Consider the following 18,742-nt stretch of genomic DNA (forward strand, 5'->3'; position numbering starts at 1 on the left):
AGGAAATCAGCCATGAGCCAATTTGTACCATTAAAAGTAAAAAGTATTACGCCTCAAACCGATCAGGCAATTTGTATTGCATTTGACGTTGTACCTGAACAACAAGAACAATTCCAATTTCAACCGGGTCAACACTTAACCATTCGCCACTTAACTGAAGCTGGTGAAATCCGTCGTTGTTATTCAATTTGTAGCTATGCAGCAAAAGAAGACATCAGTATTGCGGTTAAAAAAATTGATCAGGGTCAATTTTCAAATTGGGCAAATGACCATTTGAAAGTGGGTGATGTGCTTGAAGTGATGCCACCACAAGGTGTGTTTTTTCAAAAAGCAGCCAAGATAGGCGGACAAAACTATTTAGGCGTTGCTGCGGGCAGTGGTATTACCCCAATTTTATCGATTGTTAAGCAAGTTTTATTTGAACAACCTGAAGCGAAATTTACCTTGCTCTATGGCAATCGCTCATGGAAACAAACCATGTTTGCCGAGCAAATTATGGATTTGAAAGATCAGTTTAAAGAACGTTTTCAGCTCATCAATATTTTTTCTCGTGAGTTCAACGATAGTGAACTGATGAATGGTCGTATTGATGAAGAAAAACTTAAACGCCTTTTTGATTTTGATGTGCTTGAAACAAGTTTTGACCATGTTTTTGCCTGTGGTCCAGACGAAATGATGAATGCTGTAGAAAGCACTTTGCCAAACTATGGTATTGCAAAAGAAAAAATCCACACTGAACGTTTCCATACAGGGCAGGCTCGTAAACGTAGCGCTGAAGCTGATGCAAACCGTAAAGAAGAAAAAGTAAACATCATTTTAGATGGTCGTGAACTGATTGTTTCTGTGGCTCAGGACGATGAAAGTATTCTTGATGCGGCTTTACGTGCGGGTGCTGACTTACCGTATGCCTGTAAAGGCGGGGTGTGTGCGACTTGTCGTTGTAAAGTTGTTTCTGGTGAAGTAGATATGTTCCTTAACTATAGCCTTGAAAAAGATGAAGTTGAAAAGGGCTATGTGCTGAGCTGTCAAACCTTACCAAAAGGCTCAAATGTTCGTTTGAGTTTTGATGAGTAGAGGCTGTCATGCAAGAGTTAATCAAAGCCAGCACAGCAACTGACGGTGTTTTGTTATTAACGCTAAACCGTCCAGAAAAAAGAAATGCTTTAAACAATGCAACATTGCAGTGTTTATGCGAGTTGCTCGAAGAAGCTGAACATAATGCTCAAGTCAAAGCAGTGGTTTTAACAGGTAACTCACAATGTTTTGCTGCTGGAGCAGATCTTAGCGAGCTGGCTGCAATGGACGCCGTGACTTTGCAACTCGATATTCGCCCGAAGCTTTGGCAAAAAATTGATGCATTTAGTAAGCCACTGATTAGTGCAGTCAATGGCTATGCCTTAGGTGCTGGATTTGAGCTGGTTTTGCATTCGGATATGGTGATTTGCGGTGAAAATGCCCGTTTTGCTTTACCCGAAATTGGCCTTGGTATGTTGCCGGGTGCAGGCGGAACACAGCGTTTAGCACGCTTGGTTGGGCAACAGCTCACCATGCGCTGGGCCATGACAGGTGAGATGATTTCGGCAAAACAGGCAGAGCAACATGGCATTTGCAGTCAAGTGGTTCCGACCGAATTAACCGTTGAATATGCGGTTCAACTTGCAGCCAAAATTGCCAAACAAGCGCCTTTAGCGATTCGCGTGATTAAACAATCAATTAAAAGTATTCATGAAACGACTTTAAGTCAGGGACTCAAGTTTGAACGTCAAAACTTTGTCTGGCTGGCGGCTACAAAAGATCGAAACGAAGGGATTAATGCTTTCTTTGAGAAAAGAAAGCCAGTGTTTAGAGGTGAGTGATGGACTATCAAAATATTATTGCTGAAGAAAAAAATGGTGTTGGCTACCTGACATTTAACCGCCCAAAAGCACTGAATAGCTTTAACGTTGATATGCACCGTGAAGTGGCTGAGGTTTTAAACCTGTGGACCAAAAATCCCGATGTTCGCTGTGTTGTGATTAGTGGTGAAGGCCGCGGCTTCTGTGCAGGGCAAGATTTAGGTGATCGTGTAGTAGACCCAAATGCTGAAGCTCCAGATTTAGGATATTCCATTGAAACTTACTATAACCCGCTCATTAAAACGATTGTAAATATGCCAAAACCTGTCATTTGCGCCGTAAATGGTGTGGCAGCAGGTGCAGGAGCAAATATTGCACTGGCATGTGATTTGGTGATTGCAGCTAAATCGGCAAACTTTGTACAAGCCTTTTGCCGCTTAGGACTGGTTCCAGACTCGGCGGGTACATGGTTTTTACCACGTGCTGTAGGCCATGCGCGTGCGATGGGTTTGACCTTATTAGGTGACAAGCTCCCAGCAGAAACAGCAAAAGAATGGGGCATGATTTGGGATGTTGTAGAAGACGCTGAGCTTAAAACAAAAGTGACTGAACTCGCAGAGCGTTTAGCGAAACAGCCTACATTTGGTCTATCTCTCATTAAAAAAGCCATTCATCAATCAAGTAATAACACCTTTGATGAGCAAATGCTGTTAGAGCGTGACTTACAACGTATTGCGGGTCGTTCCGAAGATTATCGTGAAGGTGTACAAGCCTTTATGAATAAACGTGAACCAAATTTTAAAGGGCGCTAAGCATGACAGATTTAGACTTATCTCGTGCCCGAATTGCCGTTATTGGTTCTGGCACTATGGGCATCGGCATTGCCCAGTTAGCCATCGTAAATGGGCACTCAACCATTTTATATGATCTGGACGCTCAAAAAGCGCAACAAGCCGTTCACGGCTTAGAGCAGACGTTTAAAAAGCTGGTTGAAAAGAACAAGCTCACAGAGCAGCAAGCTGATGAAGCCTTAGCGCGTTTAACTGTGGTCAATCAAGTTGAAGCACTACGTGATGCCGACTTAGTTATTGAAGCAGTTGTTGAGAAAAAAGAAGTTAAACAATCTTTATTTAAACAACTTGCTGAAATTTGTAGTTCGCAAACCATTTTTGCAAGCAATACATCTTCAATTTCAGTGACTGCAATTGCGGCGGGCATTGCTCACCCAGAGCGCGTAGTGGGTTTACACTTCTTTAACCCTGCACCAGTCATGAAACTGGTTGAAATTGTACAAGGCTTAAAAACTCCAAACAGCTTATGTTTGGCTTTAAAAAACTTGATGCTCGGCTGGAAAAAAATTCCAGTACTCACCAAGTCGACTCCTGGTTTTATTGTTAACCGAATTGCACGACCATTTTATGCAGAAGGCTTTAGAGCATTGCAAGAACAAGTCACTAGCTACGACCAGCTAGATTATGCCTTAAAGCAATGCGGTGGTTTTGCGATGGGGCCGTGTGAACTTACAGACCTTATTGGGCAAGATGTTAACTTTTCGGTAACTCAAAGCGTTTACCAAGAGTTTTTTTACGAGCCACGCTACCGTCCAAGCCTGATTCAAAAAGAATTAGTCGATGCGGGTGCTTGGGGCCGTAAGTCAAAACAGGGTTTTTATCGCTATAACGAAAAAAATCAGTACGAGACATTTCAGCCTCAAGCTGTAATTGCCAAACCAGTCGATGCCCATATTCAACTCAAAGGGACTTGGTCTCAGCTACCTGCATTTTTAACGCGTTTAGGTTTAAAAAGCGGATCTGCGAGCGACGACAATATCCTTCAAATTGATGATATCGACTTACGTTTAAGCCAAGGGGAGTCGGCCAATATTCATTACTTAAGCCGTAAAGTGGTTTTAATGGATTGGCACCATGATTTTGAACAGGCGCAAGCTTTAGTACTCAGTCATAACGAACTTTGTGAAGCAAGTGACCTCGCTAAAGTGGAGGCTTACTTTGCACAGTTTGGCATCAGCGTGATATGGATTAAAGACCATCCGGCACTGTTAACCTTACGCACCATTGCTTTACTGATTAATGAAGCCTGCGAAGCAAGTTTACATGGTGTTGCGAGTCTGGAAGATATTGATAATGCCATGAAATATGGAGTGAATTATCCTAAGGGTCCTTACCAGTGGTTGACACAAATGGGCGGTGCTTATGTGCTCCAAACCTTAAATAACTTATATGCACTGTATGGAGAGGAAAAATATCGCGCGAGTATCTACCTCAAGCAATATGTAGCGAAAACTCAAAACATTGCTACTCAATATTCACGTGATATGACCGAATTTGCATAATCAGGAGTCAACATGGAAGACGTTTTAATTTGCGATTTTATTCGTACCCCAATTGGACGATATGCAGGTGCCTTAAGTGCAGTACGTGCAGATGATTTAGCTGCATTACCAATCAAATATTTAAAAGATAAACACCCGAACCTACCGTGGAATACGGTAGACGAAGTGTTTTTGGGATGTGCCAACCAAGCAGGTGAAGACAACCGTAACGTTGCACGTATGGCAACACTGTTAGCAGGCTTACCTGATACAGTACCAGCGATGACAGTCAATCGCCTGTGTGCTTCGGGTTTAGATGCGGTAGGACTTGCAGCACGCTCAATTAAAGCAGGTGAAGCGCAGTTTGTGTTGGCGGGTGGTGTGGAGTCGATGAGCCGTGCACCATTTGTACAAGCTAAACCAACCGAAGCATTTAGCCGTACACCTGAAATTTATGACACCACCATTGGCTGGCGCTTTGTAAATAAGCAACTCAAAGCGCAATACGGCACCGACAGCATGCCGGAAACTGCGGAAAATGTAGCTGAAAAATATCAGATTAGTCGTGAAGATCAAGATGCGTTTGCATTGCGTAGCCAACAAAAAACCGCTGCGGCACAACAAAACGGTTTCTTTAACGATGAGATTTTGCCTGTCGAGATTGTAGACCGTAAGAAAAACGTGAACGTTGTTAATCGAGACGAACATCCGCGTGAAACGACACTTGAAGCACTCGCTAAACTAAAAGCACCGTTTAAAAAAGAAGGTGGTTCGGTGACTGCCGGAAATGCCTCTGGTGTAAATGATGGTGCGGCGTGTGTGCTCATTACCAACCGTGAATTTGCAGATACACATGGTTTAAAACCTTTAGCACGCGTGATAGGCATTGCAAGTGCAGGGGTTGAACCCAAATATATGGGTATAGGTCCTGTTCCGGCTGTACAGAAAATTCTAAAGCAAACAGGTTTAACGCTAGATCAGATGGATGTGATTGAGCTGAATGAAGCATTCGCAGCCCAATCTTTGGCTTGTATGCGTGAACTTGGGCTAAAAGATGACGATGAACGCGTGAACCCAAATGGCGGTGCGATTGCGTTAGGCCATCCGCTCGGTATGAGCGGTACACGTTTAGTGATTACGGCAACACGTGAGCTAAAAAAACGAGGTGGACGCTACGCACTTTGCACGATGTGTGTGGGTGTTGGACAAGGTGTCGCACTGATTTTGGAAAATTTAAATTAATTTAGACGGTTTTAAAAATTACATAATGAGGAGATAGGCGATGGACAGCCTTACAACGGATAATGTTGAACAATTAACACTTGCAGAGCTTAGAGAGCTGCAAACTAAACGGTTAAAACAAACCCTGACTTTTGTATATGAAAATAGTCCGGTCTATAAGAAAAAGTTCGATGAAGCAGGTGTACATCCTGACGACTTCGTATCTTTAGACGATCTGGCGAAGTTTCCATTTACCACCAAACAGGATTTAAGAGACAACTATCCGTTTGGGATGTTTGCTGTGCCACAAGAACAGATTGTGCGTTTACATGCATCATCAGGCACAACGGGTAAACCGACAGTAGTGGGCTACACCCAAAAAGATATTAATACTTGGTCGGACATAGTTGCGCGTTGCTTACGCATGGCAGGTTTAACCGCGAAAGATATGGTTCAGGTTGCCTACGGTTATGGACTATTTACAGGTGGTCTAGGTGCGCATTATGGCGCTGAGCGCTTAGGTGCAACGGTTATTCCAATGTCTGGCGGGCAAACTGAAAAGCAAGTTCAGCTCATTCAAGACTTTAAACCGACTGCAATTATGGTTACGCCATCATATTGCGTGAGTATTATTGAAAAGCTCGAGCAACAATTTGGTACGGCACGTAATACGTCTTTAAAAGTGGGTATTTTTGGTGCCGAGCCGTGGACCAATGAACTGCGCCGTGAAATTGAAGAACGTCTTAATATTAAAGCGCTCGATATTTATGGTTTGTCTGAGGTAATGGGGCCGGGCGTTGCGATGCAATGTCTAGGCGAGGGCGAAGGACTAACCATTTGGGAAGATCATTTCTATCCTGAAATTATTAACCCTGAAACAGGTGAAGTTTGTAAAGATGGTGAACTTGGCGAGTTAGTCTTTACGACCATTACCAAAGAAGGTTTACCTATTATTCGTTACCGTACTCGTGATTTGACCCGTTTACTGGCTGGTGAAAATCTGGCAATGCGTAAAATGGATAAAATTGTGGGCCGCAGTGACGACATGCTGATTATTCGTGGCGTGAACGTTTTCCCGACTCAAATTGAAGAGCAAATTTTGCAAGTTCCGCATCTAGTTCCAAATTATGAAATTTTGGTGACTAAAAAAGGACATATGGATACTTTGCATATTCGTACAGAGATGTGTCATAACTGTAATATACAGGCAAATCAACTTGCTCAGGAGTTGATGAAACGCATTAAAACCATGATTGGGATTAGCGTTACTGTAGAAGTTGTGACAGAAGCGACCTTACCTCGTTCGGAAGGTAAGGCAAAGCGGGTAATCGATATGCGTCAGATTGCTTAACATCAAGATCATTCAGGGTATAGAATCTATACCCTGAAACTAAACGCCAAGACATGAGTATGAGTGCAAAAATACAGCAAATAATTGATTCTGTTGTAAAGAATGAAACCTTAAGTGGAACTTCGCTTATTTCGACAATTTTTGGAGATTCAGTACTTCATCGGGGTGGAAACATTAGTCTTGCAAGCCTGATTCAGTTATTAGAGCTGTTTGGCTTTAATGACCGTGCTGTAAGAACCTCTGTTTTTCGTTTAGTTAAAAATGATTGGTTATGTTCGGACAAAATCGGCAGAACCAGTTTTTATCGAATTACCGATTCAAGCCGTTCGACTTATTTACAGGCCGAGCAACGCATTTATAACGACCAGATGAAAGAGTGGGATCATTATTGGGATCTTATTCTGATGTCTAGCCTCGACACTGAAAATAAAGCGTTGTTAAAGAAAGAACTCGAATGGTTAGGATTTGCCAATATTTCGACAAACTTAATGGCTTATCCGGGTTGTAACCGTATTGAACTGCAACGCTTGTTGGTTGACTTAAATATGAGTGAGCAAGTGGTAGTGTTTAAAGCCGAAACCTTGCAGCTCTTTAATAATTCGGTCGATACCATTGGTCGTATGCTTAGAACCAATTGGCCAATCGATGAATTACGCCAAAGATATTTACAGTTTCTCGATATTTTTAGAGAAATTGGCGTGTTGTTGATGCAGGAAAACGAACAACTTGAACCTGTTCAGGCCTTTCAAATTCGAACTTTGCTGATTCATTATTATCGACGGATTTTATTGAAAGACCCAGCACTACCGCTTGAGTTGTTGCCAACTGATTGGCCGGCGATTAGTGCACGAACTTTATCAATGAATATTTATAAAAAAGTATTTGAACCTGCCGATGAATACTTCCTGTCTGTTGCCGCAACAGCAGAAGGACCAATGCCAAATGCCACAGCACATTACTGGCGCCGTTTCGGAGGTTTGGTGGCGACAAATGAGAGGTTAAATCATGCCTTGTTATAGTATTGACGGTGTTATTCCAGTCGTTAGCCCAGACGCTTTTGTACACCCAACCGCTGTTTTAATTGGTGATGTGATTATTGAAGCGGGTGTATATGTAGGGCCATTTGCCTCATTGCGTGCCGATTTTGGTCGTATTCATATTAAGCAAAATGCCAATGTACAAGACAATTGCACCGTACATGGCTTTCCGCAAAGCGTGACTTTGGTTGAGGAAATGGGGCACATTGGACATGGCACAACTTTACATGGCTGCCGCATTGGAAAAAATGTTTTGGTCGGCATGAACAGTGTAATTTTGGACTATGCCGAAATTGGTGAAAACACCATTATTGGTGCAAATAGTTTGGTTAAAACCAAAGATATTATTCCGGCAAATGTATTGGCAATGGGTAGTCCTGCCAAGGTTGCACGTGATTTATCAGAACAAGAAAAAAAGTGGAAAACCCGCGGTACGCAAGAATACATTGAACTTGCACAGCGCTGCTTAAACTCAATGCAAGAAGTTCAGCCTTTAAGCTCAGAGTTAGATGACCGCCTGACCTATAAGGACTTTCGTTCTTCAAACTATCAGATTAAACAAGATAGTGTTTAACGACTATTCATAAGTCGATTTCAATACACATGAGTTCATAACACTTAAGGAATACTCGCACGAGTAGGGAGACGTTTGTGCAAAAAATGGAAACTACTGCGGTTGATCAGTTCGCAGAGCTATTGGGTGTTCAAGTGCTGCATCGCAGTTTTGATGAAGCGCGTTGTCAGCTTAATGTGAAAGACGAACACATGAATGCCTTGGGCGGCGTACATGGTGGCGTGATATTTTCTTTAGCAGATATTGCTTTTGCGATGGCTTGTAATGCAGGGGATGCGCCATATACTGGCCTACAGGCTGATATTCGCTATATGAGCGGTGCGAAAGATAGGGTGTTATTGGCAACGGCAACCAAGGTTGGAAGTAGTAAAAAATTCGCGCATTATGAAGTGTTAATAACAGATGGTTTGAATAATAGAGTCGCTTTGTTTACATCTACGTGTTACAGGCTTGCGCCGTAATGTGTGGTTATGAGGTAGTTAGATCCAGAGCAAAAATACATTAAGATAATAATAAAGTTGAATAAGCTGGTTATTTTCCAAAGCTAAGTATGGTTATCTTACTTAGCTTTGGTTTATATTAAATAGAAATAATTGAAAGAAAGTTTCAGATAAAATTTAAATTTTTAGGTGGGAATAAATGATTTCAGATCAATTGTTTAAGGTGGAAGAAACAGATTTAAAATTTTCAACTTTGAAAAATGAAAAACCTTTAATTTTAAATAGGGACGTTAGTGTTTTAATTCTTCCTAGTGTTAGGCAGAATGATGCATTTCATACTGGTACAATTGATATTTTTTCTTATTTACAAGAAGAATTAGGTGAAAATGAAGTTGAACTTTTTGCATTTGATGAGGAGTACCAAGAGTTAGCATTACATTCAAAAGCACATTGGTTAGGTGTTTTTTTAGTAGCTCAAGTAGCTGTACCAATATTCACAAATGTTATGAGCGATTATATTTCAAATGAATTGCAGGCTAAAAGTGATGATGAAATAGAGGTCAATATTATAATTGAAAAGAACAAGGATAAGAATATCAAGGTAGCCTATCGTGGTAAAGCTGAGCATATTAATAGTGTTCTAGATAAAGTTAATGAGTTGAGTAGAGACAATGAAGTTAATCGACATGCTAAATAATATAGATACTTTATTACTAAGCAATTCTACTAATGAAAGTCACTATAAAGTTGCTTTAGAAGAAGTTAGTAAACTGTTAGAAAATATTCAGGAACAAGGAGATGAAGATTTATCTAACTTTTTGTGGAAGTTGAAAACTATACTCATAGTTAAAGATAGATATATTAAAACTTTCTTTTTATTGAAAGATAAGAAGCATTATGACGCTTGGGTTTTATTAGAAAGGGTAGAAATAGATATATCTTTTCTAGAGAAAAATGTAGAAGAAGATTTTATAAAAAAATATAATTTGGATTTCTACAAAGAAATTGTTGAGAGTTGGCAATCATTATTTCCTTATAAAATTTTCTTTAGTATTGGTGCAACAATAAAGCAGTATATATGTTCAATATGTGGGCATGTTATTCGGCCAAGGAATAAATGTATTCATAAAAAAGGTAAATTATATAATGGTAAATTGTGTGTGCATGTAGCAGATGGGGGCTGTGAGCTGAAAGAAATTTCTATGGTAGAAAACCCTGTCCAAAAATCATGTATACTAATGCTAGATTATGATTATAGCGCAGTTGATTTTATATCAGAAAGATTACAATCTCCTTTTGATTATTGGAAGCCATTTAAAACAAAAAAATTAATTGATCGTTCTGAATTTAATACTGTTGACGAAAATGATATGTGTCCATGTAAAGAATCTAAAAAAATATTCAAAGAATGCTGTTTTACTAAAGAAAAAATTGAATTTCCACATATTCATATACATTTCAGTAAATCACCCCCTTCTAATTTGGCTACAAGCTTAATTAAAATAGGTAGAAAATGATAATGTTTGTATATAAATTAAATACAAGGTATTCAAAAATATTAGACAATTAAATATTTAATTGTCTAATAAATATTTTAAATATTGTGAATGTACTGTGCTGATATCAATTCCTAAATTTTTAAAAAGTAAATTAATAGCTTTTTGCTTTTCTAAAATTAGTTTTTTATTAAAATCTTTTAAGTTTAAAGAGTCAGCATCACTATAACAATGTTGATAGCCAGAAATAATTTGATCCATACGGCTTATAGTTTTAGAAAAATTTAATTTCATTTTGAGATTATTTTGAATATTAGTTAGATATAATAAATTATATTTTACATTTTCAATTACGTGGGATGGAATATACCAATTATATCTTTCATTTTCATAACGCAGATCTAAACCCAAAAAATTGACTGTTTCTTTAGGAGAAATAATTTGAGTCTTTGTATTTTCTTCAAGTGTGGGTAAAGTTAAATTTAAATTAAGTAACTCTTGAGAAACTTCTCTATAGACTTCCTTACATTGCTTTTCTGAGTCAAGAAAAAAAATCAGATCGTCAGCATAACGTACATGCTTGTATTTCTTCTTAATTAACCATTCATCAAAATCATTTAGATAGAAAGAAGCAAGAAGTGGAGAAATAGGCATACCTTGCCTTACACCTTTTCTTAACTTAGAGTAAATTAGTTTTTTATAATCTTTATTATACTCATAAGGAATGCTTGGATCACAATAAATAATTGACTGAAATAAATAAAGTATATCTGGTGGCATTACTTCCTTTATTTCATTTAATAATTTTGCTCGATCAATATTGTCAAAAAAAGAAGATATATCTGTCTTTAATACATAGGGTTTAGTATTTCTCAAATCCTTAGCTTTTTGACGAGCTTTTAAAATTCCTACACCAGAAACAGAAAAGTCTTGGGATTTAAGAACAGCTAATTCATTTTTTAAATGTATTGAAATATAATAAATTAAGATCATCTGTATTAGGCGATCTCTAACTGTTGGTATGCAAATTAATCGTGGCTTTTTGTTTAATTCTTTTTTATTTTCAATAACTATAGGATATAGAGATTGAAATTTATAATTGTTATTTTTTATAGAATTGAAAATATTTTCTGAATTAACTTTAATATCTTTTTCAAACTCTTTAATTGAAATATAATTGGTATGATATTTTTTATCGTAATTATTTATATTTTTCTTTTTAAACTCTTGGAAGTAAAAATCAAAATCTTCTTTTAAAAAATCATAAAATAACATTTTTAATAAAAACCTTCTGTTCCATTACGTACTTGTGAAGCTATCTCATAATGGTTAAAAAGGGGCACAGTTATCAACATGGACATAGCTCATCTCATCGGTGATAAGACTAGCCAGACCCTCGTCATGGTTCAGTTGACAAGCACATTGCTGTGTTTTCGCCCGAACCAAATGTTTACAACAGTGAGAGCATTAATGAGTTAGTGCTGACCGTTTGGTTGCCTGACAATATAACATTTTTATTGTTGTATCAATATAGAGCTTTTTCTAATTAGTCATATTTAAAAATTTATATTTTTATACTTCGATAGAGTAGTTAAAGTATTCCAATAACTTCTAAATGATATTAGAACTAATTTAAATACCTATTTAATTTGAGAGATATAACCTTGATCATTTAAAAGAGGGGATAGTTAAATGTTGCTGTATTCTAGTTAGGCATGACTTCCTATCAATATTTCTTGATGATCCTATTTCTAGTTTATAATCCCACTTAACAATAACTCCCTCATTATTTAGCCTTACTTTTCTAATGATTTAATTTAAAACAAATGGCATTTTGCGTGCTTGACTGCAATAGGGTTGGGCACTATTCTTTGCCTGCTGGCCACATTGCCAGACGGTCGTCGCGGACCGTGATGAAAGATCGCATCAGAGTTATTCCTTCTGAGGGATAGTCTTATGCGTGAACTCCTCGTCTCCTCCCGTTGCGGTAGGACGGGAGAGGGACACCTTCGGGTGTGCTGGTTATATCTTTCACCAGTCCGCGAACCCTTTCTCGTTCTGCCACCATAATTTTAATGTCTGGCAGAACTCCCAATAAAAAGGAGTTGGCTTTGCACATCCATTATTTCTTGGCTCTCAATGCCAAAAGCTATAACGACACAGCTTAAAAAATTAAAGCAGCTTGATCACCCTAAGGTTTTCAGGCTTTAAGTCTTTTTTATTTAAAACTTAGCAATAACAAACTCGAGATGTGCCAAGCACAGTCTTTACGGCTTTGCTGTGCCTTTTTTTCTCCCAAAAAAGTATCTCATTTAGAAACAACAAGAATTTATAACGGTGAAACCATGCCAAAGTTAGTTCTCCCTGCACGTGCTATCCAAGTCATTAATACATCAATAAATTTATTTCATCATTTTGGGTTTCATATGGTTGGGGTCGACCGAATTGTGAAAGAGTGCGGAATTCCAAAAGCGACTTTTTATAACTACTTTCATTCTAAAGAGCGGTTTATTGAAATCTGTTTAATCGTACAAAAAGAGCGGTTAAAAGAAAAAGTGGTTTCAATTGCTGAGTACGGCAAAGACGCAAGTGCTAGGGATAAACTCAAGGAACTTTATCGTTTACATACCGACTTAGACGGGCTTTACTACTTACTATTTAAAGCCATTTTTGAGATAAAACTGACTTATGCAAAAGCCTATCAAGTCGCAATTAAATATAGAACTTGGCTAATCAATGAAATCTATAGCCAGCTTATAAAAGTAAAAAACGATGCAACTTTTCAGGATGCCAAACTATTTTTATATATGATTGAAGGCGCAATTATTCAGCATTTAAGCTCAGATGGAGCAGACGACAGAGAAGGCCACTGGAATATGATTTCTAATGTCTTTCTTTAGACGTTCCGGCTTATTTGGGGGAAGGCATAAGCCTTAATTCTAAAATAGCGATTGGATGAATTTTGAGAGTTGACTTCAAATCGTGGCTTAAGTGGTCTGAGGTCAAGTTTTTTTAAAGAGACTTAAGCAATATGGTTTGCGTAACTTCAATCAAATACTGAAATATTTCGAATCAGCGTATGAGTTGCCTACGTCAGTCATCGTCTCGCACAAAAGTATGCTGAATATAAATAGAGGAGTCATTCATGGGTACGCGTTCAACCATTATGGATACCAATAGCTTTCGTCCAGAACATGCTGCTGAGCTGGACCATGCTACCCGCAAACTGACCGATAAAAGAAATAAAATTTTAGGTGAATCCTATCGCTTGTTTTATCGTAATCCCGTGCATCTGGTGAAAGGACAGGGGCAATATTTATGGGATGCAGCAGGTCATCAATATCTAGATGTTTACAACAATGTTGCCAGTATTGGTCATTGTCATCCTGCGGTGATTGAAGCGGTAAATGAGCAAATGAAAATGCTCAATACGCATACCCGTTATTTACATGAAAATATTTTGGATTATACCGAAGAACTTTTACAAACCACTCCCGATGAAATTGACCGTGCCATGTATATGTGTACTGGCTCAGAAGCGAATGATTTAGCGATTCGTATTGCACGTGAATATAGCGGCGGTACAGGAATCATTGTGTCTCAAGAGTCGTATCACGGAACCAGTAGCTTAACCTCAGGATGCTCTCCAGCGCTTGGAACTGAGCAACCTTTAGATGCTACAACCCGCCTAGTTCCGGCACCCGATTACTATCGGATTCAAACTGATGATTTGGGCACTTGGTTCGCGCAGCAGATTCAGCAACAAATTGACGATATGAACGCAAAAGGGATCAAGTTTGCAGGTTTTTTAGCGGACTCAATATTCTCTTCTGACGGTGTCATGCCTAATCCTGTTGGGTTCTTACAAAAAGCGGTTGATGTTGTGCATGCCAATGGAGGTATCTTTATTGCTGATGAAGTACAACCGGGTTTTGCTCGCACTGGTGACTCTTTCTGGGGCTTTGGTCGTCACAATGTTGTGCCTGATATTATTACCACAGGTAAGCCAATGGGTAACGGAGTTCCTGTGTCAGGGCTTTTAGCCAAGAGTGAAGTCCTTGCTGCTTTTAGCGATAAAATTCCATATTTTAATACCTTTGGCGGTAATCCTGTTTCTATGGCAGCGGCACAGGCTGTACTTAAAGTCATTCAGGAAGAAGAATTGCAAACCCATAGCAAATATGTGGGAGGGCTACTTCTCAAAGAACTCACTAAACTTATGGATAAACATGAGATGGTCGGTGATGTCCGTGGCGCTGGTCTATTTATAGGATTTGAACTGGTTAAAGATAGAGCGACAAAAGAGCCGAATAAAGCATTGGCTTTGAACCTTATTGAAGAGCTTAGAAATACTCATCGAGTTTTAACCTCAGTTGCGGGTCCTTATGGCAATGTATTAAAACTGCGCCCACCTTTGGCTTTCCAAATAAAAGATATCGATTGGTTAGTTGGTGCTTTAGATCAAGCCTTAACAAAATTAAAGTAAGTCACTTTAAATATAAAAAATACCCTTCAAGTTGGATGTTAAATCTAATTTGAGGGGTATTTTATTGTTCAATTATCTTATGTGTCTTTAGACGTTATCTCGAATTATTTAAATAATAAAAAGGCCTTTATTCAAGGCCTGTATTTGCAATGTTTTAGTGTCTTAATTGACGTGGTGTAACACCAAACCAGCGTTTAAACGCACGAGATAAAGCACTTACTTCTGAGTAACCTAGCAGGAATGCCATTTCTGAAATTGGAATATTTTTCTGTTTAATATAATGTTCGGCCAACTCACAACGAACCTGATCGACTAAATGGGTAAAGGTGAGTCCTTCATTTTTTAAACGGCGGGTAAGGGTGCAACTCGTTAAGCCAATATCATGCGCAATTTTTTCAAGGTTTGGTTCACCTTCACTGAGTTCAAGTTGGATGTGAGAGCGAACCTGATCTGCAAGACTTTGACTTTGAGAAGAGCGATTGAGTAATAGCAGCGTATCTAAAATCACTGTTAACAAAATAGAATCACGCCCCGGCATAGTATGTTGGACGTCTTTTTTCGAAATGATGATGGAGTTAAAAGGTTGATCAAAATAAACAGGCGCGTTAAATAATTTGCTGTGTTCTTGCCAAAATTCAGGTCGAGTATGCTCAAAGTGAATCGCGCGTGGTGAATAATGAGGGCCCATCACTTCACGGATCACATTCATAAACATGCCCATGGTCAGTTCTGCATCTTGGCGGCGAGTTAAAATCGCGCCGTGTTGAACCTGATAATCTATTCGCCAGCTATCTCCCAAATCTACCATTCGATTAAGGGTATCTTTCTGATGCAAATAAAAGTTATTGGTCATGTTCATGAGTGCAGACTCTAATGTGTTTGAACAAAGACCAATGTACCCAATGAGCCCTAATGATTTCGGTTGAAACTGTTGACCATAATGCAGACCAAAATTATCACAACCAGAAACCAGCGCTGCCTGTTCTAGCACCTTGCAATAATTGGGCAGTTGTAAGCTCAACGTTGGGCTGATTAGAAGTTCAGGATTAATACCACTAATACCTAAAACGCGATCAACATCTGCACCTTTTTGACGAATAAACTCGCTTAATCCAGAGGCAGCTGCAGACAATACACCTTGATTACACATATTTGAATCGACAAGATGAGCTGGGTTGAGATGTAACATGTCAAGTCTCATGATATTTATTCCTACTATTCTTATATTAAGCAAAAGCCATACCAGTTTTTGCTTGCGTCCATGATTTTGTGTTGTTAAAAGTTTTTATAAAATAATGACTTATGTGTTGCTATTTTAAGTTTCAGGCTTGATTCTTTAAGAAGAGATCAAGAGTTGTATTTAAGGTTGGGTAGCGAACTAAAAGAAGGCAGAAAATGCATTAGAGATAGGCAGAAAGGGCAGAACTAAAACAAGAAATTAAGCTGCTTCTCATGCATACAACATGTATTGTAGGCATGAGAAAATAAGTGAAATATTAATTTTTTGTAGTTTTTGCCGTTTGTGCGCCATAACTTAAACTGGCCATTGAGGGTTTAAATTGACCTGTATTGGCATCGCGGCCCTGTAGTAAAAATTTAGTATTGGCTTGACCGTAGCTCTGCACAGCCTGCTGAGAAAATTTTCCAATATCAGAACTCGGACTGCGCAATCGATTAATAATCAGAACCTTCTGAGTCGCCGCAAAATCTTGCATCATATTTTGATCGCCTTCACTGTCACCTGCGATAAAAATTGGCCCATAACCATATTTAGAGACTAAAAAACGTTGAATGGTTGCGGTTTTGCCTTTACCTTGAGTTTGCGCATAGCCATGACGAAACTCAGGTAAAATTCGATTTTGAGTATCTCGTTCTAGCTCCATGGCGTAGGCATTTTTTTCATTAATGTTATAGCCGATCTCTGGATTGGAAATAATTTCCTTAATCACATCAATAAAAGATGCCGAGCAGACATAGACATCAATCCCATTGTCCTGAAAGGCCTTAAATAGATTTTGCATTTCACGGTATGGTCTTAAACCATTTTCCCAAGTGGTTTTCACAACGCCTGCTTGGCCCGAAAGTGCTGCTGGGGAAGTCCATGTCACGGGTCCAATCGGTTGCTGCATTTGCCAAGCCACCGTTGCTTTCACTAAATTACGGACTTCTTGTTCGGTAAGCCCAGTAAATAAATAAGTGACCCACGGATATGCGACTTCATGATCAAACGTGTCTCCAATCGCCGCATATAGATATCTCATTTTAGTAATGAAATCGAGATAATGCGGATCTTGTTTAATTTGATCGAGACTTTGCTTACCTTTTAGACCGCTATAGTGGTGATAAAGCCATGAGTAGCTCGCAATAATATCAGGGGCGATTTTATCAATATTGACGGCTTGGCCTTGCTGGTTATTGTAGGTCGCTTCAAAATTTTGTGAGCTAATACCTTTACGAATAATCTGATTAAGCTGCTCTGGCGTGACATTAAACGCTAAGTGTTCAAGCTGATAAATTAAAGTTGCTTCTTCGATGTCTAAAAATACCGAGGTATTGTCAAAGTCAGTGACAATATACGGGCGTTTGTCAGGATTGTAGTTCGGGCTATCTTTTCCATAGCTAGCAATTAATTGATTAAGTTGGTCAAAGTTAAAAGCGTCCCATTGACCTTTTTGTATATATTCCTTTTTGGGAATAGCGACAGCGGGAGATGTGCTTTGTATAGGGTTATAGTTACATGCGCTTAGAGCAATCATACTTGCCAGACTACTGGTGAGTAATAGTGCTTTGGCAACTTTGCTCAGTTGATGGGTAGCTTGCATAAACCCTTCCTTTAAATTCTATAAAATTTAAAAACTAAAAATTGAAAATGAGGAAAAGCGATCTAAATCACTTTTCAAATTCCGACAGGCATTTTTCCGTTTAAATATTTTTTACAGAGACGCACAGTTTCATTGGACCATTGATCGCCAAGACTTTGAGCCATTTCTGTTTGTGCGTGAGAACCATTCCAAGCCATCATTTGAATGCGGCGTTGCATGATAAAAGTCGGGATCATTTCATATTCTTCAGATTGAATATGACCTACGCGCTCGTAGCCTTTTAACCAGTAATCAACCCATTGAGGCGCATTTGTATAATGTTCATTGAAGCTAATCGCAGCGGCGAGATCATGCATAAACCAGCTCATGCCGCAGTCATCAAAATCGATCACACCGATACGTTCTTGTTGTAGTAATAAATTGGTTAAACGCAAATCCGCATGAATCAGGCCATAGCGTTCCTGAGTTTTGCCAAAGAAATTTAAATCTTTCGAAATCTGTGCAATGGCTTCTTCAATCACACCGTGATCTTGTGGTCTTAAATGAGGTGCATTTTTCCAGTTTCCCCAGTGCCCATCTGCACCGACCATGGTTTCATGATTCCATACAATCCGTTGAAAGTTTTCAGGCGCTTGCCATGTCTTACTATGTACGTGCAACTTTGCGGTAATTTGTCCTAATTGTTCAAATGCAGTGGGGTCAACTTCAACCGTCGGCATATCGCCCTCAACCCAGTTGAAAAGGACTGCATAACGATAAATATCATTCGATAGTTTCAAGGTAATTACGCGTTCACCCGATTGATCTGCAATCGCAACAGGAACTTGAATACCACTCGCATTTAAAGCATCTAACCATTCAAGCTCACTTTGTATATCGAGTTTGCTGTGATAGTTGGGACGGTGAATTCGAAGTGCATATCGAGCAGACCCAGTCGAAACTTGATAGGTTGCATTTTCAGACTGACACAGTAGTTTGACCTGTCCTTGATAGTCTGATGGATATTGCTTAATTGCTTGTTCTGCCAGTATTTGTAATTGAACTTGGCTTAAAAATTCATTTTGTTCTACAGACATAACCCATCTCCTCAATTTAATTTTTAAACACGTTTCGTGTTGAGATGCCGTCGATCTTATAAAAGAAAAAAT

17 protein-coding genes are annotated in these 18,742 nt (G+C 38.9%); 13 read left to right on the forward strand and 4 right to left on the reverse strand.

Annotation, left to right across the window (positions count from 1 at the left end; translation table 11 throughout):
* The first annotated feature begins 12 nt into the window (after window positions 1–12).
* The 11 genes from paaE (at window position 13) to F886_RS08530 (ending at window position 10,307) form a co-directional block, all read left to right on the forward strand.
* Entirely contained in the window at window positions 13–1,074 is a 1,062-nt protein-coding gene (gene paaE, locus F886_RS08480) for a 1,2-phenylacetyl-CoA epoxidase subunit PaaE (RefSeq protein ID WP_005303780.1), read from the forward strand.
* Window positions 1,075–1,082: 8 nt separating this feature from the next.
* Window positions 1,083–1,856 (forward strand): enoyl-CoA hydratase-related protein, encoded by a 774-nt coding sequence (locus F886_RS08485; protein WP_005303783.1) that lies wholly within the window; start codon window positions 1,083–1,085, stop codon window positions 1,854–1,856.
* Entirely contained in the window at window positions 1,856–2,647 is a 792-nt protein-coding gene (gene paaG, locus F886_RS08490) for a 2-(1,2-epoxy-1,2-dihydrophenyl)acetyl-CoA isomerase PaaG (RefSeq protein WP_004841647.1), read from the forward strand. The genes F886_RS08485 and paaG overlap by 1 nt, the downstream gene beginning before the upstream one ends.
* 2 nt (window positions 2,648–2,649) lie before the next feature.
* Entirely contained in the window at window positions 2,650–4,188 is a 1,539-nt protein-coding gene (locus F886_RS08495) for a 3-hydroxyacyl-CoA dehydrogenase (protein ID WP_005303785.1), read from the forward strand.
* 12 nt (window positions 4,189–4,200) lie between these two features.
* Window positions 4,201–5,409: a 3-oxoadipyl-CoA thiolase gene (pcaF, locus tag F886_RS08500; protein WP_005303787.1), complete on the forward strand. Its 1,209-nt coding sequence runs from the start codon at window positions 4,201–4,203 to the stop codon at window positions 5,407–5,409.
* A 40-nt stretch (window positions 5,410–5,449) separates the two neighbouring features.
* Entirely contained in the window at window positions 5,450–6,739 is a 1,290-nt protein-coding gene (paaK, locus tag F886_RS08505) for a phenylacetate--CoA ligase PaaK (RefSeq protein ID WP_005303789.1), read from the forward strand.
* Window positions 6,740–6,792: 53 nt separating this feature from the next.
* A complete protein-coding gene (gene paaX / locus F886_RS08510; RefSeq protein WP_000062822.1) occupies window positions 6,793–7,758 on the forward strand; it encodes a phenylacetic acid degradation operon negative regulatory protein PaaX in 966 nt (321 codons plus the stop codon).
* Window positions 7,745–8,350, forward strand: a complete 606-nt coding sequence (locus F886_RS08515) for a DapH/DapD/GlmU-related protein (RefSeq protein WP_005303791.1) — start codon at window positions 7,745–7,747, stop codon at window positions 8,348–8,350. The genes paaX and F886_RS08515 overlap by 14 nt, the downstream gene beginning before the upstream one ends.
* Before the next feature lie 77 nt (window positions 8,351–8,427).
* Entirely contained in the window at window positions 8,428–8,811 is a 384-nt protein-coding gene (locus tag F886_RS08520; RefSeq protein WP_005303793.1) for a PaaI family thioesterase, read from the forward strand.
* 178 nt (window positions 8,812–8,989) lie between these two features.
* Window positions 8,990–9,487 carry a hypothetical protein gene (locus F886_RS08525; protein ID WP_005303795.1) on the forward strand — a complete coding sequence of 166 codons (498 nt, stop codon included), beginning with the start codon at window positions 8,990–8,992 and terminating at the stop codon, window positions 9,485–9,487.
* Window positions 9,462–10,307 carry a hypothetical protein gene (locus tag F886_RS08530; protein ID WP_005303797.1) on the forward strand — a complete coding sequence of 282 codons (846 nt, stop codon included), beginning with the start codon at window positions 9,462–9,464 and terminating at the stop codon, window positions 10,305–10,307. The genes F886_RS08525 and F886_RS08530 overlap by 26 nt, the downstream gene beginning before the upstream one ends.
* A 57-nt stretch (window positions 10,308–10,364) precedes the next feature.
* On the opposite strand, the gene F886_RS08535 is transcribed toward F886_RS08530, so the two are convergent.
* Window positions 10,365–11,561 carry a reverse transcriptase domain-containing protein gene (locus F886_RS08535; protein WP_005303798.1) on the reverse strand — a complete coding sequence of 399 codons (1,197 nt, stop codon included), beginning with the start codon at window positions 11,559–11,561 and terminating at the stop codon, window positions 10,365–10,367.
* Between the two features lie 1,070 nt (window positions 11,562–12,631).
* Between F886_RS08535 and F886_RS08540 the strand changes: the two genes are divergently transcribed.
* Complete coding sequence (locus F886_RS08540; protein ID WP_081402132.1) at window positions 12,632–13,186, forward strand: TetR/AcrR family transcriptional regulator; 555 nt, start codon at window positions 12,632–12,634, stop codon at window positions 13,184–13,186.
* Between the two features lie 245 nt (window positions 13,187–13,431).
* Window positions 13,432–14,772, forward strand: coding sequence for an aspartate aminotransferase family protein (locus F886_RS08545; RefSeq protein ID WP_002157177.1), 1,341 nt, complete (start codon window positions 13,432–13,434; stop codon window positions 14,770–14,772).
* Window positions 14,773–14,926: 154 nt separating this feature from the next.
* Here the strand turns inward: F886_RS08545 and F886_RS08550 are convergent, their stop codons facing one another.
* The 3 genes from F886_RS08550 to F886_RS08560 all read right to left on the reverse strand — a co-directional run bounded on the left by F886_RS08550 (window position 14,927) and on the right by F886_RS08560 (window position 18,670).
* Window positions 14,927–15,961: an AraC-like transcriptional regulator QhpR gene (locus tag F886_RS08550; protein WP_002157169.1), complete on the reverse strand. Its 1,035-nt coding sequence runs from the start codon at window positions 15,959–15,961 to the stop codon at window positions 14,927–14,929.
* 307 nt (window positions 15,962–16,268) lie between these two features.
* Window positions 16,269–17,594, reverse strand: a complete 1,326-nt coding sequence (locus F886_RS08555; protein WP_005303802.1) for an HAD family hydrolase — start codon at window positions 17,592–17,594, stop codon at window positions 16,269–16,271.
* A 74-nt stretch (window positions 17,595–17,668) separates the two neighbouring features.
* Entirely contained in the window at window positions 17,669–18,670 is a 1,002-nt protein-coding gene (locus F886_RS08560; RefSeq protein ID WP_005303804.1) for a phosphotransferase enzyme family protein, read from the reverse strand.
* Window positions 18,671–18,742 lie beyond the last annotated feature (72 nt).

It is taken from the genome of Acinetobacter sp. NIPH 542 (assembly GCF_000369825.1).
Lineage (GTDB): Bacteria > Pseudomonadota > Gammaproteobacteria > Pseudomonadales > Moraxellaceae > Acinetobacter > Acinetobacter oleivorans.

Coding starts and splice junctions, on each gene's coding strand:
- paaE (WP_005303780.1), top strand. CDS start 13: ATGAGCCAATTTGTACCATTAAAAGTAAAAAGTATTACGCCTCAAACC.
- F886_RS08485 (WP_005303783.1), top strand. CDS start 1,083: ATGCAAGAGTTAATCAAAGCCAGCACAGCAACTGACGGTGTTTTGTTA.
- paaG (WP_004841647.1), top strand. CDS start 1,856: ATGGACTATCAAAATATTATTGCTGAAGAAAAAAATGGTGTTGGCTAC.
- F886_RS08495 (WP_005303785.1), top strand. CDS start 2,650: ATGACAGATTTAGACTTATCTCGTGCCCGAATTGCCGTTATTGGTTCT.
- pcaF (WP_005303787.1), top strand. CDS start 4,201: ATGGAAGACGTTTTAATTTGCGATTTTATTCGTACCCCAATTGGACGA.
- paaK (WP_005303789.1), top strand. CDS start 5,450: ATGGACAGCCTTACAACGGATAATGTTGAACAATTAACACTTGCAGAG.
- paaX (WP_000062822.1), top strand. CDS start 6,793: ATGAGTATGAGTGCAAAAATACAGCAAATAATTGATTCTGTTGTAAAG.
- F886_RS08515 (WP_005303791.1), top strand. CDS start 7,745: ATGCCTTGTTATAGTATTGACGGTGTTATTCCAGTCGTTAGCCCAGAC.
- F886_RS08525 (WP_005303795.1), top strand. CDS start 8,990: ATGATTTCAGATCAATTGTTTAAGGTGGAAGAAACAGATTTAAAATTT.
- F886_RS08530 (WP_005303797.1), top strand. CDS start 9,462: ATGAAGTTAATCGACATGCTAAATAATATAGATACTTTATTACTAAGC.
- F886_RS08535 (WP_005303798.1), bottom strand. CDS start 11,561: ATGTTATTTTATGATTTTTTAAAAGAAGATTTTGATTTTTACTTCCAA.
- F886_RS08540 (WP_081402132.1), top strand. CDS start 12,632: ATGCCAAAGTTAGTTCTCCCTGCACGTGCTATCCAAGTCATTAATACA.
- F886_RS08545 (WP_002157177.1), top strand. CDS start 13,432: ATGGGTACGCGTTCAACCATTATGGATACCAATAGCTTTCGTCCAGAA.
- F886_RS08550 (WP_002157169.1), bottom strand. CDS start 15,961: ATGTTACATCTCAACCCAGCTCATCTTGTCGATTCAAATATGTGTAAT.
- F886_RS08555 (WP_005303802.1), bottom strand. CDS start 17,594: ATGCAAGCTACCCATCAACTGAGCAAAGTTGCCAAAGCACTATTACTC.
- F886_RS08560 (WP_005303804.1), bottom strand. CDS start 18,670: ATGTCTGTAGAACAAAATGAATTTTTAAGCCAAGTTCAATTACAAATA.